This window comes from Oscillospiraceae bacterium, from assembly GCA_015065085.1.
In the GTDB taxonomy this organism is placed as follows: domain Bacteria; phylum Bacillota; class Clostridia; order Oscillospirales; family SIG627; genus SIG627.
On sequence record SVQW01000018.1, the window covers coordinates 24870 to 41264 of the forward strand.

General features: G+C 44.8%; 20 protein-coding genes and 1 tRNA gene. 9 read left to right on the forward strand and 12 right to left on the reverse strand.

All coding sequences use genetic code 11. From position 1 onward, the window contains the following. The first annotated feature begins 92 nt into the window (after window positions 1-92). The 3 genes from E7588_09835 to E7588_09845 all read left to right on the forward strand — a co-directional run bounded on the left by E7588_09835 (window position 93) and on the right by E7588_09845 (window position 3281). A complete protein-coding gene (locus E7588_09835; protein MBE6689552.1) occupies window positions 93-305 on the forward strand; it encodes a DUF1653 domain-containing protein in 213 nt (70 codons plus the stop codon). A 37-nt stretch (window positions 306-342) separates the two neighbouring features. Further along, the gene (locus E7588_09840; protein ID MBE6689553.1) at window positions 343-1563 is read left to right on the forward strand and encodes a Gfo/Idh/MocA family oxidoreductase; all 1221 of its coding nucleotides are present in this window, start codon (window positions 343-345) and stop codon (window positions 1561-1563) included. A gap of 476 nt (window positions 1564-2039) precedes the next feature. Next, on the forward strand, window positions 2040-3281 hold the full coding sequence (locus E7588_09845; GenBank protein ID MBE6689554.1) for a Fic family protein: 1242 nt from the start codon (window positions 2040-2042) through the stop codon (window positions 3279-3281). A 36-nt stretch (window positions 3282-3317) separates the two neighbouring features. Here the strand turns inward: E7588_09845 and E7588_09850 are convergent. Continuing rightward, window positions 3318-3390 (reverse strand) — tRNA-Gln (locus E7588_09850). A gap of 303 nt (window positions 3391-3693) precedes the next feature. After that, on the reverse strand, window positions 3694-3912 hold the full coding sequence (locus E7588_09855) for a helix-turn-helix transcriptional regulator (protein MBE6689555.1): 219 nt from the start codon (window positions 3910-3912) through the stop codon (window positions 3694-3696). A gap of 107 nt (window positions 3913-4019) precedes the next feature. Here E7588_09855 and E7588_09860 point away from each other — a divergent pair, with 107 nt between their 5' ends. Further along, window positions 4020-4355 (forward strand): DUF4190 domain-containing protein, encoded by a 336-nt coding sequence (locus tag E7588_09860; GenBank protein ID MBE6689556.1) that lies wholly within the window; start codon window positions 4020-4022, stop codon window positions 4353-4355. A 19-nt stretch (window positions 4356-4374) separates the two neighbouring features. After that, window positions 4375-4707, forward strand: a complete 333-nt coding sequence (locus tag E7588_09865; GenBank protein ID MBE6689557.1) for a zinc-ribbon domain-containing protein — start codon at window positions 4375-4377, stop codon at window positions 4705-4707. Window positions 4708-4825: 118 nt separating this feature from the next. Here the strand turns inward: E7588_09865 and E7588_09870 are convergent, their stop codons facing one another. From E7588_09870 to E7588_09895, 6 genes are all read right to left on the reverse strand, one after another. After that, entirely contained in the window at window positions 4826-5806 is a 981-nt protein-coding gene (locus E7588_09870; protein ID MBE6689558.1) for a phosphate ABC transporter substrate-binding protein, read from the reverse strand. A gap of 19 nt (window positions 5807-5825) precedes the next feature. Further along, complete coding sequence (locus E7588_09875) at window positions 5826-7478, reverse strand: hypothetical protein (GenBank protein MBE6689559.1); 1653 nt, start codon at window positions 7476-7478, stop codon at window positions 5826-5828. A gap of 109 nt (window positions 7479-7587) precedes the next feature. After that, entirely contained in the window at window positions 7588-8379 is a 792-nt protein-coding gene (locus E7588_09880; GenBank protein MBE6689560.1) for a hypothetical protein, read from the reverse strand. A 9-nt stretch (window positions 8380-8388) separates the two neighbouring features. Continuing rightward, window positions 8389-8754, reverse strand: a complete 366-nt coding sequence (locus E7588_09885; GenBank protein ID MBE6689561.1) for a metal-dependent transcriptional regulator — start codon at window positions 8752-8754, stop codon at window positions 8389-8391. A gap of 136 nt (window positions 8755-8890) precedes the next feature. Continuing rightward, window positions 8891-9607 (reverse strand): DUF554 domain-containing protein, encoded by a 717-nt coding sequence (locus tag E7588_09890; GenBank protein MBE6689562.1) that lies wholly within the window; start codon window positions 9605-9607, stop codon window positions 8891-8893. Window positions 9608-9629: 22 nt separating this feature from the next. Continuing rightward, complete coding sequence (locus tag E7588_09895) at window positions 9630-10109, reverse strand: metallophosphoesterase (GenBank protein ID MBE6689563.1); 480 nt, start codon at window positions 10107-10109, stop codon at window positions 9630-9632. A gap of 82 nt (window positions 10110-10191) precedes the next feature. On the opposite strand from E7588_09895, the gene E7588_09900 reads away from it, so the two are divergent. From E7588_09900 to E7588_09910, 3 genes are read left to right on the forward strand one after another with little or no spacing between them, the layout of a single operon-like run. Next, on the forward strand, window positions 10192-10434 hold the full coding sequence (locus tag E7588_09900; GenBank protein ID MBE6689564.1) for a hypothetical protein: 243 nt from the start codon (window positions 10192-10194) through the stop codon (window positions 10432-10434). A gap of 14 nt (window positions 10435-10448) precedes the next feature. After that, window positions 10449-10805: a hypothetical protein gene (locus E7588_09905; GenBank protein ID MBE6689565.1), complete on the forward strand. Its 357-nt coding sequence runs from the start codon at window positions 10449-10451 to the stop codon at window positions 10803-10805. A gap of 12 nt (window positions 10806-10817) precedes the next feature. Further along, a complete protein-coding gene (locus tag E7588_09910) occupies window positions 10818-11150 on the forward strand; it encodes a hypothetical protein (GenBank protein MBE6689566.1) in 333 nt (110 codons plus the stop codon). Window positions 11151-11153: 3 nt separating this feature from the next. Here E7588_09910 and E7588_09915 read toward each other — a convergent pair whose 3' ends face one another. From E7588_09915 to E7588_09930, 4 genes are read right to left on the reverse strand one after another with little or no spacing between them, the layout of a single operon-like run. Further along, window positions 11154-11888: a hypothetical protein gene (locus tag E7588_09915; protein MBE6689567.1), complete on the reverse strand. Its 735-nt coding sequence runs from the start codon at window positions 11886-11888 to the stop codon at window positions 11154-11156. Window positions 11889-11903: 15 nt separating this feature from the next. Continuing rightward, entirely contained in the window at window positions 11904-13004 is a 1101-nt protein-coding gene (locus tag E7588_09920; GenBank protein ID MBE6689568.1) for an undecaprenyl/decaprenyl-phosphate alpha-N-acetylglucosaminyl 1-phosphate transferase, read from the reverse strand. A gap of 33 nt (window positions 13005-13037) precedes the next feature. Further along, window positions 13038-14042: a tryptophan--tRNA ligase gene (gene trpS, locus E7588_09925; protein MBE6689569.1), complete on the reverse strand. Its 1005-nt coding sequence runs from the start codon at window positions 14040-14042 to the stop codon at window positions 13038-13040. An 18-nt stretch (window positions 14043-14060) separates the two neighbouring features. Beyond that, window positions 14061-15257, reverse strand: coding sequence for a PLP-dependent aminotransferase family protein (locus E7588_09930; protein MBE6689570.1), 1197 nt, complete (start codon window positions 15255-15257; stop codon window positions 14061-14063). A gap of 251 nt (window positions 15258-15508) precedes the next feature. On the opposite strand from E7588_09930, the gene E7588_09935 reads away from it, so the two are divergent. After that, window positions 15509-16384: an aspartate carbamoyltransferase catalytic subunit gene (locus E7588_09935; protein ID MBE6689571.1), complete on the forward strand. Its 876-nt coding sequence runs from the start codon at window positions 15509-15511 to the stop codon at window positions 16382-16384. Window positions 16385-16395: the final 11 nt, after the last annotated feature.

The window sequence follows — 16395 nt, forward strand, 5'->3', positions numbered from 1 at the left end:
TCCATTGACATTTATATAAAATGGGTTATAATGAAATCAATCCGTGAAGCGTTATATTCACAGAACATTTTTAAATTTTCAAAGGAGCACTTATGGAATATCCGAAGCCCGGAAAATACCGTCACTACAAAGGCAATGAATACCAGCTTATATGCATCGCAAACCACTCCGAAACGTTGGAAAAAATGGTAGTCTACAAGGCACTTTACGGTGACGGAGAGGTATGGGTACGCCCGCTTTCCATGTGGGAAGAGGAAGTAAATACAGGCAGCACTGCTGTAAAGCGCTTTACATATGTAGGATAAATTCTAATTTTCAAATCCGCAATAAAGGAGAAAAGTTATGAAAACAAGAGTTGCATTTCTCGGCTTCGGACCGAGAGGTCAGAGTCTCATCCCCAATCTTCTGGACATGGACGACGTGGAAATAACCGTTGTGTGCGAGTTGCGCGACGACCGCCTTGAGCTTCTGGAGAAAAAGGTTAACGAAAAATACGGTGGCTCCGTCTATGCCACAAAGGATTACCGCGATGCCATCAGTCGCAACGATGTAGATGTAGTTATTGCCCCCACCTCCTTCAACTCACACCTGCCCATTGCCATTGAAGCAATGAAAAACGGCAAATACTGCGGCTTCGAGGTAGGACCCGCGGGCACCGTTGATGACTGTATTGAGCTTGTAAAGGTACGTGAGCAAACAGGTACACCCTGCATGGTTATGGAAAACTGTTGTTACGGTCAGTACGAGCTTACGGCATTGAATGCAATCAAGAAAGGGCTTTTCGGCGAAATAGTCCATTGCCGCGGCGGATATCAGCACGATTTGCGTTGCTTTGCCACACTGGAAAGCGAATGTGAACGCTCCTACCACTATATAAACCGCAACGGCGATATATATCCCACTCACGGTCTGGGACCCGTTATGAAATACCTCAATATCAACCGCGGAAACCGCATGACCTCGCTCAGCTCAATGTCCTCAAAGTCAAGAGGCTTTCTTCTTAAGGGAATTGAAGCCGACGGCGACAACAGCATCTGCAAAAACGGCGTAAAGCTGGGCGATATTGTAACCACCATGATAAAATGCGCAGGCGGTGAAACCATACTTATCACCCACGACACCTCTCTCCCCCGTCCTTATTCCCGTTGCAATCTTGTGCAGGGCACCAAGGGCCTGTGGATGGAGGATAAGGACGCCATATACATTGAAGGTCGTTCCGAGCTCGACAAGTGGCAGCCTATGTCCGAATACATGGACGAATTCGAGCATCCTTTGTGGAAGGAGTTCAAAAAGGACGGTGTAAAGGGCGGTCACGGTGGCATGGACTGGCTTCTGCTCCGTTCGCTTATAGATGCGTTCCAAAACAAAACCGATACCCCCATTGACATATACGATTCCGCATGTATGATTGCCATGACCTGTCTTTCCGAAAAATCCATCGAGCTGGGCGGTGCGGCAGTGGAATTCCCCGATTTCACAAGCGGAAAATGGTTACGCCGTGAACCTGCTCCCAAGAGCAAATACTCTCTCGATGCGGTGCACGATGACCTGTTCAATTTATAATCTGCCGACCGCGATATTTAACTATTTTTAGAAAAATCATTGACAAAATTACGAAAATATGATATAATTGATTTGTCCTGCAAAAACAAAATTCCGCAGTGGGCGACTGCGGATGAATGAAAGGACAGATTAATGAATCAAGAACAACAGGAAATTCTCGACAGGCACACCGACGAGCTGTGCAACATGCTGTCGGACTATGCCGAGGAATTGAAATCCGCACTGCGTGCGGAAATGAGCGTAATGCTTGCCAACCTGCGCTTTGAGTATGCAAAAAAGCTCAAAGAACTCAAAAACGGAGAATAACATATTCCGACAAGAAAAGCACTTGCTTTTGCAAGTGCTTTTTATTTTGGCAATTATGCAAATTTTATGCTTATCACAAATCAACCATTTTACAATTCGGTTTACAAAACGGTTGACAAAATTAAAAAAACGGTTTATAATATATTATAACAAATACTAAAGGTGAGATAATGAACAAAGAATTTGCACAAGTTATAATGTTGCAGGATGATTACTATTCAATCGACGATTTACGATACAATCAAAAAATCGGCATAATGCTTTCCAAGGACGAATTTGAAGAATTCTTAGACATAAAAGACCAATTAATTGACGAAAAAAATGAGCTCATGGAAGAGCTGCCTTTGAAAACCTTCAATTCGAAGCATTGTTTTTTTGTTAAAGCAAATTATTTGCTGTCCGTATACAACGAGTATCTCCGCATACATTTATACGATATTGAGCTCAATCACAGTTGTCTGTTTGACAGAAATACAGAAGATATGTTGAAGTCAAGGTTGTTTTCCGAAATAGAGGGAACTTTAAACGTGGAAAATGTTCCGACAACTCACAAGCGGATAGCCGAAGTATCTAAAATGGAAAACCCCACAGAAACCAACGATATAATCATAAAAAATATGTTTGATGCGGTGAAGTTTATTGTTAAAGAAAAGCCGGAGTTCAACAAACAAAACCTCTTTAAATTATACAGCATTCTGAGCAACAACTGCTTGCCGGAGGACAAAAAACTGAAAAAAGAGTTTTATTACCGTCATGAGCCGGTATACATCGGTAAATACGAGGGTGCTGATCATGCTATTATCGACGAATGTATGAACAGCTTGTTCGAATTTGCAAATGATAAGAATAACATTAAAGTTTATGACCACTTGTTACCGTATATTTGCCATTATTATATACTGTATATACATCCGTATTTTGATTTTAACGGAAGAACTGCAAGAATGGTTTCGTTCTGGCTGAATTACGTCAATAAAATAAAAGCAGCACCTTATTTTATGAGCGAAGCCATAAATGACAGCAAAAGCGGATATTACAATGCTATTGTAAATACAAGAGAATGCAGAAATGATTTAACTTATTTTTTAGGTTATATACTTGAAACGTCAATAAAATACAGTTTTGTATACAAAAATCTGGAAGAAATAAAAAAAGAACTCTCCAAATCAGGAGAATCTTTAACCTCTGCCGAGTGGGTATATGTGAAAAAAATAATAATCCACAATCCGGAAAACTTCTTTAACTATAAAATGTTTTTGACTTATATAGGCTCCGACATGACCAAACAAGGCGCTTTGAAGGCTTTGAACAAATTTGAGTCTTACGGAATTCTGGAAAAGTCAAAAAACAAAAGGAACGAAACAATATTTAAAATGGCTTCAAATATGATAACCTACAAATACAACAAGTAATCCAAAAAAGCCAACTCTTGCGAGTTGGCTTTTTTACTGGGACGGCTGGATTCGGACCAGCGAGATGACGGAGTCAAAGTCCGTTGCCTTACCGCTTGGCTACGCCCCAATGTATTTTATTGAATTAACCTCTGCATACTTGTGTATTATATCACAATCTGTCCGATTTGTCAATAGTTTTGATAATTTTAGCCTGCCGCAACGGTAGTTTGGCTTCATTTCTCCGTATGTCATTCTGAGCGCAGTGCGAAGCACGTAGTCGAAGAATCTTTTTTCATTTTATTCACTATGCGCGTTAAAGATGTTTCGACTACGCTACGCTTCGCTCAACATGACAGTATAGATACACACATAGCTGAGAGTATTTCTTTCTCCTACAATTTTAATAAATATTTGAGAGATGGTCATGTAATCATTTATAAGATCTAATTTGATCGGTTAACCCCAAAATATAATCAACAGAAACATTGTATATCCTTGCCAACATAATTACCAATTCGCACGGGAGATCACGAAGTCCGCTTTCATATCGGAAATATTGCGGTTGTGTTGTGTAAAGCATATCTGCTATTTGTTTTTGCGTATAATTGTTATCCTCACGCAAATCCTTTAATCTTTTATAATAAGCCAATTCAAAAAACTCCTAAAATATCTATTTGGATATATTGACATTTTAACATTAGTGTGATATAATGATGTGTAATTATATCCATTTGGATATAATTAGATTCAAAAATCATGTATTTAGGAGGACAAAAAATGTATTGCAAGCAATGTGGAACTCAATTGGTTGAGAGTTCTGAGTACTGCAGTAAGTGCGGAGCAAGTGTAGACGTAGACTCTAAAAAAGAAAAAACCAACATATTAGCATTGATTGGTGTTATCCTTGCAGGTGTGTCAATTTTTTTGAATTTTTGGGGAATTGTCGGTATATCAGCCATAGTTTTATCCGTTATTGGTCTGATTCAGATTAACAATTCAAACGAAAAAGGAAAGGCGATGGCAATTACGGGGATTTCGATAGGTGCATTTTCGGTGCTTTATGCTTTTATTATGATTCTGTTGTTAATATAATTATGTAAGGAGATTTATTATGAACTACTGTCAGTATTGTGGCACAGAAATTAATGACAAGGATGCGTTTTGCGCAAATTGCGGTAATTCTGTTACCGGTCCGTCAAATAAAAAGAATTTAAAACCTAAAACTTTATTTATTATTGCCGCAGTATCATTGATTCTGTCTGCTGTTTCGGCATTAATCACAGGATATCTCAATTCCACGGCACTTTCGGGAAATGCTGCTGCCCTTTCAGGTGGAGGAAATGACAATATGCAACTTGTTTTTGCGTATGCTTTTTTATTGTTCTTGGTTTTCGGTCTGGTTGCGCTGACAATCGCTATCATTAAAAAGATTAAATCAAAATAATGTAAAACATATGCTCAAAAGTGAGTAATAACCAAACTCGGCAAGGGATATATACGATTAAACAAATAAAACCGCGGACTATGTCCGCGGTTTTATTTAACAATCAAGTTGCTTTTTATTATTCCGGCTTTACAACGTAGTTTTCGCGGCGGGCAAGCTCTTTGCCCTGCTCGGAAATTATCCAGTTATAAAGTATTCTTTCCGGGCTGTCGGGAGATGCATCCTTTCGGATAACAACGTAAAAATCGTTGACGTAAGGGTACTGTCCCTGTGCAATGGTATCATTGGTGGGAGCAACACCGTCCACCGCAAGAAGCTTAGAGGTGTCAAGCTTATCCTTTTCCATATTGGTGAGGTAGTAATAAACCGTATATCCCAGTGCATCGGCAGAGTTTTCATAATCTGCCACGGCTTCAAGAAGTCCTATCATAGAGCCTATTCTTGTTTCGGCAGGCGCTTCCATCAGCTCGTCGCCCAGATTTACAAGCTTGTCAAACAAGGTCTGGCTTCCGCTGTCCTTGTTGCGCTGATATGCGATTATATTGTGGTCTTTACCGCCCACGTCCTTCCAATTTGTGATATTGCCCTTGTATATTTCTTCAATCTGCTGTTTTGTAAGGCTTTCAACCTTGTTTTCCAGTGAGCAGATGAATACCAGCGCATCCGTGCCGATGGGAGTCATTTCCAGCTCAACCTGCTTTTCGGCGGCATATTCAACGGCTTCCTCACCCATTTCGTAGGCAAGAATTATATCAAATTCCCCGTCAACAAGCGCCTTATAGTTATCGGTGGTGGAGCCTTCAAAGGTTATCATTTCATTTGCTGTGGTGCGGTCTGTGCCCAGTACAGTGGCGGTTACCGCCTCACCCAAGGGGAGATTCGCAAGGCTTCCACCCATTTTGGGGTAGTTTTCGGTTGTAAATTCAAAACCGCGCTGAGCGGGCTGTTCATTCACATCGGACGGAGGGAGGTCGGGCTTATTATGTATGTCGGATTGAATTTGTGCGTTATTTAACTCAGGCATAACTGCGAAAAGGCAGGAATTGAGACAAAAAACACACATTGTAAGAAGTATTGCGCAAATTATAAGCTTTTTCATAGTCGGTCCCTTTCATAAATTAATCAAAGTATGTTTTGAAAACAACATTCATTTCATGGTCATACAGGGCGCAGTAATTATCGGTGCAGACATTAAACCAGCTTTTTCCGTCATTGGAAAAAGTACTTATAAGCCTTGCATTTTTAACGATATACTCTCCCTTTTCAAGGTCGTAAAGAAACTGGAGGCTTTGACCCGACATACTTCCGTCATACCGATAAGTAGACACTATGACGTATCTGTCGCCCGCAAAGGAGATGTAGCCGTCGCCCTCAAGGTCGATGATTACTTTGTCCGTCTCTGTGTCATACATCTTCTGACGGCTGTTATTGACCTGCTTATTGGTGTTGGTTTTGGGGTCATAAACGCTTTCCCATCTGCGCGAAACATAGGAAATATACCGTCCGTCGGAGGAAACGCCATTGAGCCTTTCAAAATCGTCCTCAATATATGCCACGGTGTTTCCCTCGCCATCCATGAAAACGGCGGTTTTTTTCTCCTCGTCCTTATATACATATACGTCAACGCCGTTGTCGTACTGATTGGGGCTGACGCCGTAATCCTTACTTACAACGGGTGTTCCGTCTATGAGATGCTTCCATGTAAAGGTGCCGTCATTATTGCGGTAGTAATATATAATATCTCCGTTTTTCTGCAGACAGAAGTTTAAGTGGGCACCGCCCTTCTGTTGTACAATAAAATTCCCGTTTGCATCAAGGATATCGCGTGTTGCATATTTTTCTTTTATGTTTGCACTGTAATAGTAGGGTTTATTCTCATCATAGCTTAACCGGTGTATGCTTTCGTAGTTACCGTGAGTAATGCGGTTACCCTTTGTATCTATCATGTAGCACTCTCCGTCAAGGTCGGTGACTATCGCCACCCCCTCTTTTGAAAAAGACTGGGCATATTTGTACGGTCCCAGCACCACATTTCCATTAAGGTCGATGTAGCAGGCAGAGGGAGAGGAGCTGTCACTTCCCCACTTTTCCGCGTTAAACATACCGTGGGAATAAGTACCAAGGCTGTCATAGCCATCGATTTTGCCCAGCTTTTTGCCGTTATAGTCGTAAAGCTCGGTGTAGGTCTGATAGTTTTCGTTGTCCTTTACCACATTGATACATATAACGCCGTCACCCACCGAGCCGACCCAGCCTCTTTTAATTTCCAGGCTCCAGGAGCCATCGCGGGGAACGATCAGTGTGCGCGCCGGCGCAACATCGAAATCGCTTTCGTTAAAGGACACCTGGTAATACTCAAAGCCGTCGGGACAACGGTTCAGCCAGATATGAGGCACGTTCTTTGATGCATCCATAACTATTTTGCCCTCCGGAGTGCAAAATCCGTAGGAGGCATAGTACATAGTGTCAAAGTCGGTGGAAAACTCCTTATATGCACCGATATATGGAATTATTGTGCCGTATTCTTCGGATGGTATGAATTCCGTGGTAATATCCTCATAAAACCGCTCATTTTGCATGCCGAACTCACCTATATCCGGCCATTCGCCCTCTATATAAAAGACATTTTCATCTTTTTCACCTGTGTATTCGGGAGCGGTAACGGGAAGCTGCTGCACATCCTCAGGCATAAAGCCCTCGCCCACCTCGCTGTGTGACACGCAGGATGTAAGCATCAAAAGGCACATAATAAGTAAAGCAGTTTTTTTCATAGTATTCCCCCTTTGTCTGTTAGACGAAAAAAACAGGAAAAAGTTTCATCAAAACGATACACAAAAATCCCTGCGCAATTCTCTTGCACAAGGATTTTCAAGGTACATTTTATTTAACATCCGTAATTTCGGTGTCACCGTAACGGTTTATGTATTCCTTAAGTATTCTGTTAGTGGCAAGGGGTGCATCACCCAGAGTACCGGAACATAATATAACACCGCATATCTTATTTTCTTTAAGCAGTTCAAAATAGCAGGAAAGCTGTTTTTCAAACAATTCGGGCTTCATGGGGCGGTTGTTGTCTCCCGAATAATCCCAGGTATATACACCGAGCATTATCGGCTTGCCGTTTGCAACAGCATAAAGCTTTTCAAGATACTGCTGCATATTATCAATATTTTTGCTTTCCCAAATCCAGAAGGTTATGCCATCGAAGCATTCCATATATTTTTCAAGCTCGAAATCAAGCTGAAAATCGTACAATACGCACCAGAAATCAAGTCCCTTTCGGTTAAGTGCACTTTTAATCTTTTTCAGCACCTCGGGAGTGAACCGTTTCATTCTTTCCTCCGAAAAGAAGTCGTCCACCACACCGCCCGTTATATTGGGAAAGTCCGGCTGTATATCAAGAATATCGCCTGTATTACCTAATTCGTCCTCCGGCAGAGGCGTGCTTGCATCACCCAGAACAGACCACTTTACCTCTCTGAGCGCCGAAAATCGCTGTGCCATGCCGTCAAATGGAGGTTGAATATTTCCACCGTAGGATACTATAAAGGCATTGGGTATTCCGTATTCCCTTGCAAACTGCTCGGGTGTCATACTGCATTCCAGGCCTGTACATTTATTATGGGAGCCTTCAAGATGTCCCCAGTTCCAAAGCTTATCCTTAAGTTTCATAACTGCTCCTTATTTATTATTCAGCTTACTTTTCATAGCTTCAAAGGTTTCGTCACTGATAACATGCTCAACACGGCAGGCATCGGCGGCGGCGGTTTCCTCGCCAACGCCAAGGCTCATAAAATACTCCGTCAGCACCTTGTGGCGCTCGTAGGTCTTGGCGGCAAGCTCCTCGCCCGCGGGGGTCAGTGAAAGATAACCTTCGGCATCCGTCACAATATAACCGCCCTCTCTGAGTATTCCCAAAGCACGGCTGACACTGGGCTTTTTGTAGCCGGTATATTCCGCCACATCAATGGCGCGCACCTGTTTTGAACGGCTGAGCAGTACATGGATGCTCTCCAGATACATCTCGCCCGATTCGCGTATACTCATTTTTACCTCCGAGTCTTTATAATTTGCAATGTGCAATTATGGAAGCTTTTGCTTTGCAAAAGCTATTGCTGAAACGCTTCGCGTTTTTCCCCCTTAACGTTGCCGTCGGGCAACATATCACATCCGTAAGGATATATCACTGATTTTGGGCTATGCCTGAAATCAAACTGTATATCACCGGCACAACCACAGCAGGAAGCATATTCAGCGTTTTTATCTTATTTGTAACAAGAAAATTCAGTCCGATGCACATGATAATGGCATAGCCCACATAACACACCTGCTTTAAAAGCTCGCCCACAAGTATCTGACCCAGTGTGCCTGCAAGCAGTGTAATTCCGCCCTGATATATAAGAAGCGGAACAAAGGAGAAAATAACTCCCCATCCCAGTGTTGCCGCAAGAACTATGGCGGCGGTAAAGTCCAGTGCGCTTTTAATGAAAAGCACACTGCTGTCACCCGTCAGACCGTCGTTCACCGAGCCGATTATAGCCATCGCACCAACGCAGAACAGAACGGTAGAGCTGATAAAGCCTGCGGAAAATCCGCCGAAATTGAATTTTTTCTCCATTTTCTCGGTAAAGCGGGTGAAGCGTCCGTCAAGGTTCAGCACCTCGCCCGTCAGCGTTCCCAAAACAAGGCTGACAATGAGAATAAGCTCGCCCGAGGTAGAAAAACCACTGTCCGTGACTGTCAGCATATTGCTTAAAACGCCGTTTATTCCCACCACCAGAACAGCGATGCCCAGCGCTTTATTTATACCGTCCACCCAGCTTTGGCGGATGAGTTTTTTGAATATCAGACCGATAATTCCGCCCAGTATAACGGCAATACAGTTTACAAGTGTACCCATAAAAATCAAAATGCCTTTCAGGTCAAATATATGAAATATTGGTAAGATACTGTCCGCCCCGTATGGTAAGTGTGCCGAAGGAGGCTCTTTCTCCGCAGTGCGGACGTGAAATACTGCCGGGGTTGAACATTTTTATTTCGTCATCAAACATATCCACAGGTGTATGAGTGTGGCCGAAAATAACGATATGCGCTTTTTTCTGGCGCGCCACATTCAGCATAAAGGAATATGTGCTTTTTACGTTTCTCAGATGCCCGTGCATAATAAGCACGCGAAAGCCCTCAAGGTCAAGAACAAGCTCGTTAGGCTCGTCAGGACTGGGCCAGTCACAGTTTCCCGCCACATAGGTAACGGGGATATTGGGGAAAGTCTCGCGCAGAACCTTTGCATCCTCCAGGTTGTCACCAAGATGGATTATAAGGTCGGTGCCGGGGCTTTTTGAAATAATCTCACACATTTTATCGGTACGACGGTGAGAGTCGGAAAAGATAAGTACATTCATTTTGAAAATCCTTATGTCAGTAGCAAAATATCTGCCGGCGAATATAATAAAAACAAAGAGAACGGCAAAAAGAGGTGATTAAATGGACATAAACAAAGCGGATATCGACCGCCTTACAAATCTGGGAGACGGCGTTTTTGAAAAAAAGCTTCAGCAGGCATTGGACGCGGCAGGCGCAAGCGACGATACGGTAAAAAAGCTGAGCGCCAACATTCCCCAGATAAAAAAGACCCTTAAGTCACTGTCGCAAAGCGACCTTGAAGCGCTGGCAGACAAGCTGGATGAAAAAGCAATCGAAAATATCAAAAACAAGCTCAGTGAATAAAGGGAGGTACAGCCATGGACGAATTATCCGATAAGCTGAGTAAAATACTCGGCGACCCGAAGAGCATGGAGCAGATAATGGCGCTTGCGGGAGCACTGGCTTCAAAGGACACAGCCGAGCAGCCTCAAGCCTCTCAGCCTCAGACCGAGACACCAAATCTGCCGTCCGACCCCGCACCCCTTGTGGGAATGCTCAAGTCGTTGACAAACTCACCTGCGGGCAAAGCCTTTTTAAGCGGAGAAAAGGAGCGCATACAGCTTCTTACCGCTCTTAAGCCATACATGGGAAATGCAAAAAAGGAAAAGCTAAACAAGGTGATTTCCACCATGGAAAGTGTGGGCAGTATAAGCTCGCTGGCAAAGCTTCTTTAAGGGGGGACGGCAATGTACTCACGTCACACATCCTCGGACGGCTACACCGCCGACTATCTGCGTGCAAGATACGCCGAAAAAATATCTCCGCGGCGCAGTCCCTTCAAGCAGCCCGCTGAGGAACGCGTACCGCAAAACCCGGTGTCTCTCCCCGTTCCCGCCCCGATTGAGGATTCAAATCCAATTCAACCGACGGACTCGGGAATTTCAGGCTTTATTTCCAATCTTGAGGGGGATGACATTCTGCTTCTGGCAGTGCTGGCGCTTATACTCTTTGGCGACGGCGAAAAAAGGGACCTTGATCTCATTCTCGCCGCGGCGCTGATATTTATTGAGTTTTCGTAAAGACTATTCACTTACTTCAAACATAGTAGGGTCGGACGCATAATCCGCCGTAAAGCTGTCTGTTGTAAGCCGATAGCTCAACTCATCCGCCATGTATGTTTCGGCGGCAAGCACAATGCCGTGATCGGCACTTATATAAAACTTTTCAAGCTGGTCAAATTCGGGGTAGTAAAACTCGATGTATATTATATTACCGTCAGTTCTGCCCTTGGTTTCGGCAAAACGCGCACTCACAAGCTCATTATCGGTATTTTCCAGAAAATAGTCAATATCCGCAACACCGATCTGGCTTTCATAGGTGAAATCACTGCTGTTTTCCACAATGTTATAAGCGCCCGTAACACTGTTTACAAGCTTGACCCGTGCTCCGTCGCATATAATAAGTCTTTCCTGCGACCCGCCGGTCTGCACGCGGTACATATCTCCGCTTTTCCAAACGGTATTATCGGTAGTGTGAACCGTACCCTCCGAAAATCGTTCCACCGTGAAAACAGCGTAATAGTTTTCCCTGTGCCTTATCTGCCTTATAGCGTCCGCGGCATTGTCGGGTGTTATTTCGGCAAGGAAAAACTCGTCCTCCGTGCCTACGGCCGTAAGTGAGTTGTAAACTGCCTCGTCAAACTCATTTATACTGTCGGTAACGGGGGGCGTTTGCTGTGCATCATACCACTGCCGTGCAAAAAAAAGCGCACCGCATATTAACGCAATAACAACAAACAAAACCGAAAATTGTTTCATAAAGCCTCCGAAGCCTTACTTATTCTCTTCTTCCTTTTTTTCCTCGATTCGCTCGTGCATGTTAAGACCCGTATGCTCACGGGTTTCCTCGTTGCCCAGAAAAATGCGCCAGTTGAGAACGCTGAGAACTATTACAATAAGCACCAGTACCACTGCACCTATAAGCTTTTCGGCAGTGCAGATAATACCCGCAATGCCCATAAGCGCAGACAACGCGTAAAGGATAGTTACCGACTGCTTTTGGGAAAAGCCTATGTCAATAAGCTTGTGGTGCAGATGTCCGCGGTCGGGGTGGAAGGGGCTCTGTCCCTTTAAAAGACGGCGCACAATGGCACTCATGGTGTCTATAAGCGGCAATCCCAGAATAAGAAAGGGTGCCGCAAAGGAGATAACGGCGTTGGTCTTGAAAAAGCCCATTACCGATATGTTGGCAAGAAGAAAGCCCAGAAACAGTGCGCCCGTATCACCCATGAATATCTTGGCGGGGTTTACGTTGAAGGGCAGAAAGCCCAGACATGCGCCTGCAAGAACGGCGGTTATTATTGCCACATTGAAATCCACCACCGGGCTTAAAAGCGTGAACACCAGTATGGAAAATGCGGAAATGGTGGAAACACCGCAGGCAAGTCCGTCCAGACCGTCAATGAGGTTGACGGCGTTTGTAACGGCAACTATCCACAAAACCGTGACGGGTATGCTCCAGTCACCGAAGGTGATATACTCTCCGCCGAAAAGGCTGATGTGCTCAATGGTAACACCCATAAGTGCGGGAATGCAGGCGGCGATTATCTGAACAAAAAATTTAGGCAATGCGGGCAGTGCGTGAATATCATCAAATATACCCAGCACGACTATTACCGCCGCGCCCAGAAGTATACCTAAAAGCTGTTTATTTATGTCACAGAAAATAAGTGCGGTTATAACAAAGCCCAGAAAGATTGCCAGTCCGCCCATACGGGGGATTGGCTCTTTATGCATACGACGGTTGTCCTTGGGCACATCCACCGCGCCCAGCTTATATGCCAGCACGCGCACAACGGGAGTGCACACAAAGGACAGAAGTCCTGCGCAAAATATTATTACTATGCCGTAAATTATATCTCTGTACGAAGCCATATATAACATCCTCTGTTTTTGAAAAAGGGTTTATTACTTTCCTAACTGATAGAAGCCCACCTTGCGGTAAACCTTGGAAAGTGTCTTCTGGGCAAGATAAGATGCACTGCGCGCACCCTCCGCCATTATTTTTTCAAGCTCGTCCTTGTTTTCAAGCAGCATGTTGAATTTGTCCTGTACCGGCTTAAGTCCGTCAGCACACGCCTCGCCTACTGCCAGCTTGAAGTCTGCATAGCCTTTACCGTCAAACTCACGCTCGATTTCCTCGTGTGTCTTACCTGTAAAGCAGGAGTAGATGTTCATGAGGTTTGCAATGCCCATACGGCTTTCGTCGTATTTTACAAGTGCATCACTGTCGGTAACGGCACGCTTGAACTTGCGGATAATATCATCTCTGCTGTCGGTGAGAAATACAGCCGCATTGGGGTTTTCCTCAGATTTGGACATTTTCTTTTCCGGCTCGGCAAGCGACATTATTTTTGCACCCGCTTTTGCAAAATAAGGCTCGGGAATGGTAAATGTGGGGGAATAAACAGTATTGAAGCGCTCGGCGATATCGCGGGCTATTTCAATGTGCTGCTTCTGGTCTGCACCTACGGGTACCATGTCCGCCTGATACAGAAGTATATCCGCCGCCATCAAAACGGGATAGGTGAAAAGACCTGCGTTGATATTATTGGCATTCTTGGCGGATTTATCCTTGAACTGTGTCATTCTGGATAATTCACCGAACATTGTGTAACAGCTGAGCACCCAGTTAAGCTCAGCATGCTGATGCACGTGACTCTGCACAAAAAGGGTGTTTTTTGCAGGGTCAAGTCCGCAGGCTATGTATATTGCCAGTGTTTCCAGTGTTCTGCGGCGAAGCTCGGCAGGGTTCTGACGCACCGTGATGGCGTGAAGGTCAACTACGCAGTACAGACAGTTATATTCGTCCTGCAGAAGCTCCCAGTTGCGCAGTGCGCCCAGATAGTTGCCTATTGTGAGTGTTCCGCTGGGCTGAACGCCCGAAAGTATTGTCTTCTTGGTGTTTTCCATTGTGATTTATCCTTTCAATCAGAGCATTTCCTTAATTGTCTGCGCCAGTGCCGCCACACCCGTGACAATCTGCTCGTCGGAGGGCATGGAGTAGTTCATGCGGAAGCAGTGGGTAGTTTCAGTCTCGTCCGCGAGGAACGCCGCGCCCGTAACAACCGCAACCTTCTTTTCCAGTGCCTTTTTGACAAAAGCGGCGACGTCAATGTGCTCCGGCAGTGTGCACCACAGGAACAGACCGCCCTGAGGACGGGTGAATTTAACGCAGTCGGGGAACTGCTTATCCATTTCGCTCAGCATGAGACGGCATTTTGCGCCGTACATATCGCAAATAGAGGCAATCTGTGCATCCAGGTCATACTGCTCCATAAAGCGGTCACACACCATCTGGAAGAATATATTTGTGTGAACGTCGTTAACCTGCTTTGCGACAACAACCTTCTGAATGACCTCCTCGGGTCCCTGCAAAAAGCCTATACGCATACCTGCGGACAAAATCTTGGAGAAGCTGGAGCAGTAGAGCACCAGTCCGTCCTCGTCAAAGGATTTCAAAGAGGGCACATGCTCACCTTCAAAACGAAGCTCGCCGTAGGGATTGTCCTCAAAAATAAGTATGCCGTATTCCTTGGCGATATTATACACCTCGCGGCGTTTTTCAAGCGACATTGTGATGCCGCTGGGGTTCTGGAAATTGGGGATTATGTAAAGAAGCTTTACCTTACCCTTATTCTTTTCAATAGCTTCACGCAGTGCGGCGGTGTCGATACCGTCATCCTTCACCTCAACGCCCACAAGCTTTGCGCCGTTGGCGCGGAAAGCGTTCATAGCACCGATAAAGCTGGGGTTTTCGCATATTACCACATCGCCCTCATTGCACAGAACCTTGCACACAAGGTCTGCCGCCTGCTGACCGCCTGTGGTGATGATAAGCTTGTCAAAGTCTTTGCCCATGCCGAATTTTTGTTTCTGGCGGGCGGTTATTTTTTCGATAAGTGCGGGATAGCCGTCGGTAATGCTGTACTGCAGGGAGGCAGCAGCACTTTTGGGGTCGGCAAAAATTTCGGCAGAAATTTTTGCAATGGCGTCCACGGGGAAGGATTTGGGATTGGGGTTTCCGCCTGCAAAGGAGATGATGGATGGGTCGGAAAGAGACTTGAAAATCTCACGTATTGCGGAGGGTTTTAAATTTGCCACTTTATCGGCGAATGTATAATTCACAAAGACACTTCCTTTACATTGATACTATTATAACCAATACATTGTATCACAAACCTTTCAAAAAATCAAGTCACACACCCAAAAAGTTACAATATATAATATTTGTGTAAAAATACTTCAAATGTATTGACAATACAGGCGATTTGTGATATAATATTCGGGATAAAAAAGCGCTGAAACGATGCGGTTAAAATAAAGATTGTGGGTCTTTTCGGTGCGCCGAAAAGACTTTTTTTGTAACGGAGGTTTAAATGAAGAGCTTACTCACACTTAAGGATCTTTCAACAGACGAAATTTTCTCCATTCTGGACCAGGCCGAGAAATTCCGCGGCGGCGAAAAGTGCAATTGCGGCGAGGGCAAAATTGTTGCCAATCTGTTTTTCGAGCCATCCACCAGAACCCATTACAGCTTTGAAGCGGCGGAATTGCGTCTGGGCTTGAGTACCATGGATTTTCTGCCCGAGGCATCTTCCATGAAAAAGGGCGAAACCTTTTACGACACGGTAAAAACCTTTGAAAGCCTGGGTGTTGATGCACTTGTAATCCGTCACAGCGTAAATGAGTTCTACAACGAAATAAAGAATGTCATTCCCCCCATACTCAATGCCGGCGACGGAACGGGTAACCACCCCACTCAGAGCCTTCTTGACCTTTTGACCATACGTGAGGAGTTCGGAAAATTTGAGGGGCTGAACATCGCCATTATCGGTGACGTAAAGCACTCACGTGTTGCTCACACCAACTTTGAGGTATTCAAGCGTCTGGGCATGAACACCTTCTACTCCTGCCCCGATGATTTCAGCGAGGATATCGCCCATGCTCACCCCATAACAATAGACGAAGCGGCAAAGGAAATGGATGTTGTAATGCTTCTCAGAGTTCAGCACGAGCGCCACGGCAAGGGCATGGTCATGACGGATGCGGAATACAACACCAGATACGGCATGAACAGAGCACGTCTGGACATGATGAAAAAGAACGCCATTATCATGCATCCCGCCCCCTTCAACCGCGGCTGTGAACTGACCGACGAGGTGGTGGAATGCGACAGAAGCCGTATCTTCAAGCAGATGGCTAACGGCGTATTCGTAAGAATGGCAGTGCTCAAGCGTGCCTTTGAGGACTGATTTTCGGAGGA